The sequence below is a fragment of the Daejeonella sp. genome (assembly GCF_049655485.1).
Taxonomy (GTDB): Bacteria; Bacteroidota; Bacteroidia; order Sphingobacteriales; family Sphingobacteriaceae; genus Daejeonella.
In genome coordinates this window covers 1-3,337 of record NZ_JBASJU010000339.1, presented here as the reverse complement: position 1 = coordinate 3,337, position 3,337 = coordinate 1, and the positions used below count along the sequence as shown (strand labels likewise).

Here is a 3,337-nt window from a genome sequence, read left to right as displayed (position 1 = left end):
ATCTTATCCATCATGAAGGTCACGCGCGACATATAGCCGGTATCCTCCAGAATAGAAATAAAGGCAAAAAGGATGGCAATCTGAGGAATGAAAATCAGAACCCCGCTTAATCCTGCCAGTACCCCGTCAATAAGCAAATCGCTCAAAGCGCCTGGCGGCAGATACTGATGCGAAATATTAGTTACCCAGATAAACAGGTTTTCAATAAGCGACATGGGGTACTCAGACCAGGCAAAAATCGACTGAAATATCAGGAAGAGGATGGCAAAAAATATGATAAATCCAAATACACGATGTGTCAGAATATTATCGATTTTATTACTCATCGTCTCCTTGCCGGGATCATTATTCAGCTTGACCGTATCAAAAAGTACGTCATTGATAAAATTATACCTGCCAATAGTTTCTGTAGCCTGTAATTTCTGCGAGTGGAAAGAAAACTCTGTTTTGATCTCCTCTATCCTCGAGTTCTGTTCTTTTGAAAGGAAAGAGAGCTGCTCATGCTGATGTGCCAGCTGAAGCGCTACATAAGGATATTGGATTTGCAGGTCTCTGCGAATGGCATGAATAAGGTCAGGCGCCAGCGCCGGAACGTCAATCGAACTAAATTGTGTAGGGATTGATGTGCTATGGCTGATCGCTGTTTTTAACAGATCAATGCCCTCACCTTTCCTGGCCGAGATTGGTACTATTTGAACACCCAATTTTAAAGCCAGCTGATCTACATTAATTTCAACTCCAGCATTCCTGGCCAGATCCATCATATTCAAAGCGATGATGATAGGGATCCGCAAATCAGCAACCTGCGAAAAGAGCAGTAAGTTTCTCTTGAGATTAGATGCGTCGGCAACAAAAATAATCAGATCCGGATGTACGGGGCTGGATTTATCAGCCAGTGCATCCATAACGATCCGCTCATCCCGGCTTTTGGGATAAAAGCTATAGGTACCGGGCAAATCGATTACACGGGCAACACGCCCGTCGGGCAGGTTGGAAAAGCCTTCCTTCTTCTCGACTGTAACTCCGGGGAAATTACCGATCTTCTGACTTAAGCCGGTAAGAACATTAAAAAGCGTAGATTTTCCGGAATTGGGATTACCAACTAGTGCAACTTTTAACTCCCGATCCAAAATTATTGCATTACGATTGTCGAAGCTTCGTGCTTCCTCAGGCTAAGGGAATATCCTGAAACGGATATTGCCATCGGATCCCCAAGCGGGGCAACGCGTTCCACAACTATCGACTCACCGGGCAAACATCCCATTTCCATGAGTTTGATCGACATTTCAAGGTCAGTAAATTCCTTGATTATACCTGATTGGCCGGGTAGCAGTTGAGAAAGCTTCATAACGAATATTATGCTCAAAAATAAAGCTTATTTGTATTAATTCCAAATAGAGAGACGTCTAAATGGTAGCAATATTGTCAATTATTTCCCGGAACTGAATAGGTCTGATAACGGCTTATTGTAGGACACTCACACCCCTTCTTGAATATGCCGCATGACCCGAGGCAGAACATCGCCAGCAGGCAAAATACCTTACAATAACTTTTCATTAAATCGAAATCTATGTAAAAAGATATAGCTGAAAATACCCATTCCCACTCCAACCATATCTGCGAACAAATCCCACCAGTCTGCTGTACGATGCGTAAATACATATAACTGCAAAAGTTCAGTCATTACGCCTAATGCGGTAGTGATAGCTAATATTTTCAGTATCGTAACAAACCTGTAAGTATAGCTACTTTGCTGTCTTATCTTTCCGTAGAATAAAAGAACGGTAAGGACGAAGAAGCAACCCGTATGTACAAGCTTATCAAAACCCGCAAACATATAAACACCAAATGCCCCTGCGTCCGACATTGGGATATCGAACATTATGAGTATGAAGATAGCCCATAGAATGGCTAAATACTGGTGTCTTAGCGTTGCTAACATTTAAGCACCTACCAGTGTCTTGTAATCAGAAGAAGACAACAATTTATCAAGCTGCGAAGCATCAGAAATTTCAATCTTAACCATCCAGCCGTCTCCATAAGGATCACTATTGACCAATTCCGGGTTAACATCTAATTTTTTATTTAATTCCGCAATCTTTCCGGTTATAGGCATCAAAAGATCAGAAACTGTCTTCACTGCTTCAACGGTTCCAAACTGATCATCTTTAGTTACCTCTTTCCCAAGGGTATCAATTTCTATATAAACGATGTCTCCTAATTCATGCTGAGCAAAGTCTGTGATGCCCACATAAGCAACATTACCTTCAACGCGGATCCATTCGTGATCATTGGTATATTTTAATTCTTCTGGGAATTTCATGTTCAATTGGGTTTAAGTGCAAAAATACTTTAATGAGAGCAAAGAACAAAGAGCAAAGAATAAAGACTTGTTTCCCATCCTGTCCTTGCGAGGAGGCACGACGAAGCAATCCCGGGCGGTTGTCCTTGCGAGGAGGTACGACGAAGCAATCTCTATGGTTTATAAAGTTTGAACCCTAATAAAAAATCCTCGATCTCCTCTTTGCTGTACCAGTCTTCACTCAGGTCATCCCATAAAGGGTTAAAAGCATTTATAAGGTCAATCTTCTTTTGCCTCGAGCCGCCCTTAATCTGCTTTTCTCTTGCTATTGCTTCCTCAATCCATTGATATTCTTCATAATAAATCAGATGGCTACAATTGTACTTAAATGTAAACCCAGCATTGAACTTCGCTTTATGTTCAAGTACTCGTCGTTCTAAATTATTTGTAACGCCGGTATAAAGCACACGTTTTGTCTTATTAGTAAGAATGTATATGAAATAAGAATGATCTTTCATGACCTCACTAAAGTACTGCAGTGGCTGTATTTTATTGGGCAATGTCACTGGGAATTAGTTAACGGTTGGTGTGTTTTTGAGCGAGGTACGAGATTGCTTCGTTACACTCGCAATGACAGAGGTTGTCCTTGCGAGGAGGCACGACGAAGCAATCTCCTGTTACGGTCATAGAGATTGCTTCGATACACTCGCAATGACAGACCGTGCGGCTCAACGGCCTGTCTTTGCGAGGAGGCACGACGAAGCAATCTCTGGTCCTTCGGGATTGCCGCGCTGCGCTCGCAAAGACAACCTGCGCAAGATTGCTTCGTTACACTCGCAATGACAACTACAACGTGAACCTCAAATTAACCCCAAAATTACTAAACGAAGTATTAAACGTTTGCGAAGTATACGGCCTTGTTATGTTACCATCGTAAAACATACGTATTGTAAAACGCTGATCTAATACATAATCCACATTGGGTCGGATGGTGATTCTTTGATCACCGGAAGAAACTTCCGCATCAACCACATC

Annotated in this window: 6 protein-coding genes; all 6 read right to left on the bottom strand. The window is 42.0% G+C overall.

Annotated elements, in window-relative coordinates; genetic code table 11:
* Positions 1–1,130: FeoB small GTPase domain-containing protein (locus WBJ10_RS13765; protein ID WP_424291254.1), on the bottom strand; the 1,130-nt coding region annotated here is incomplete at its 3' end.
* Positions 1,131–1,132: 2 nt separating this feature from the next.
* Positions 1,133–1,348 carry a FeoA family protein gene (locus WBJ10_RS13760; RefSeq protein ID WP_424291252.1) on the bottom strand — a complete coding sequence of 72 codons (216 nt, stop codon included), beginning with the start codon at positions 1,346–1,348 and terminating at the stop codon, positions 1,133–1,135.
* A gap of 192 nt (positions 1,349–1,540) precedes the next feature.
* Positions 1,541–1,942, bottom strand: a complete 402-nt coding sequence (locus tag WBJ10_RS13755) for a VanZ family protein (RefSeq protein WP_424291250.1) — start codon at positions 1,940–1,942, stop codon at positions 1,541–1,543.
* The gene (gene gcvH / locus WBJ10_RS13750) at positions 1,943–2,323 is read right to left on the bottom strand and encodes a glycine cleavage system protein GcvH (RefSeq protein ID WP_424291248.1); all 381 of its coding nucleotides are present in this window, start codon (positions 2,321–2,323) and stop codon (positions 1,943–1,945) included. It lies immediately after the preceding gene.
* Between the two features lie 152 nt (positions 2,324–2,475).
* Entirely contained in the window at positions 2,476–2,820 is a 345-nt protein-coding gene (locus WBJ10_RS13745) for a GIY-YIG nuclease family protein (protein ID WP_424291246.1), read from the bottom strand.
* Between the two features lie 328 nt (positions 2,821–3,148).
* Positions 3,149–3,337 (bottom strand): hypothetical protein (locus WBJ10_RS13740; RefSeq protein WP_424291244.1); only part of this gene is annotated, 189 nt, incomplete at its 5' end.

Excerpts from the sequence above, each read along its gene's own strand:
- WBJ10_RS13760 (WP_424291252.1), bottom strand. The coding sequence starts at position 1,348 with ATGAAGCTTTCTCAACTGCTACCCGGCCAATCAGGTATAATCAAGGAA.
- WBJ10_RS13755 (WP_424291250.1), bottom strand. The coding sequence starts at position 1,942 with ATGTTAGCAACGCTAAGACACCAGTATTTAGCCATTCTATGGGCTATC.
- gcvH (WP_424291248.1), bottom strand. The coding sequence starts at position 2,323 with ATGAAATTCCCAGAAGAATTAAAATATACCAATGATCACGAATGGATC.
- WBJ10_RS13745 (WP_424291246.1), bottom strand. The coding sequence starts at position 2,820 with ATGAAAGATCATTCTTATTTCATATACATTCTTACTAATAAGACAAAA.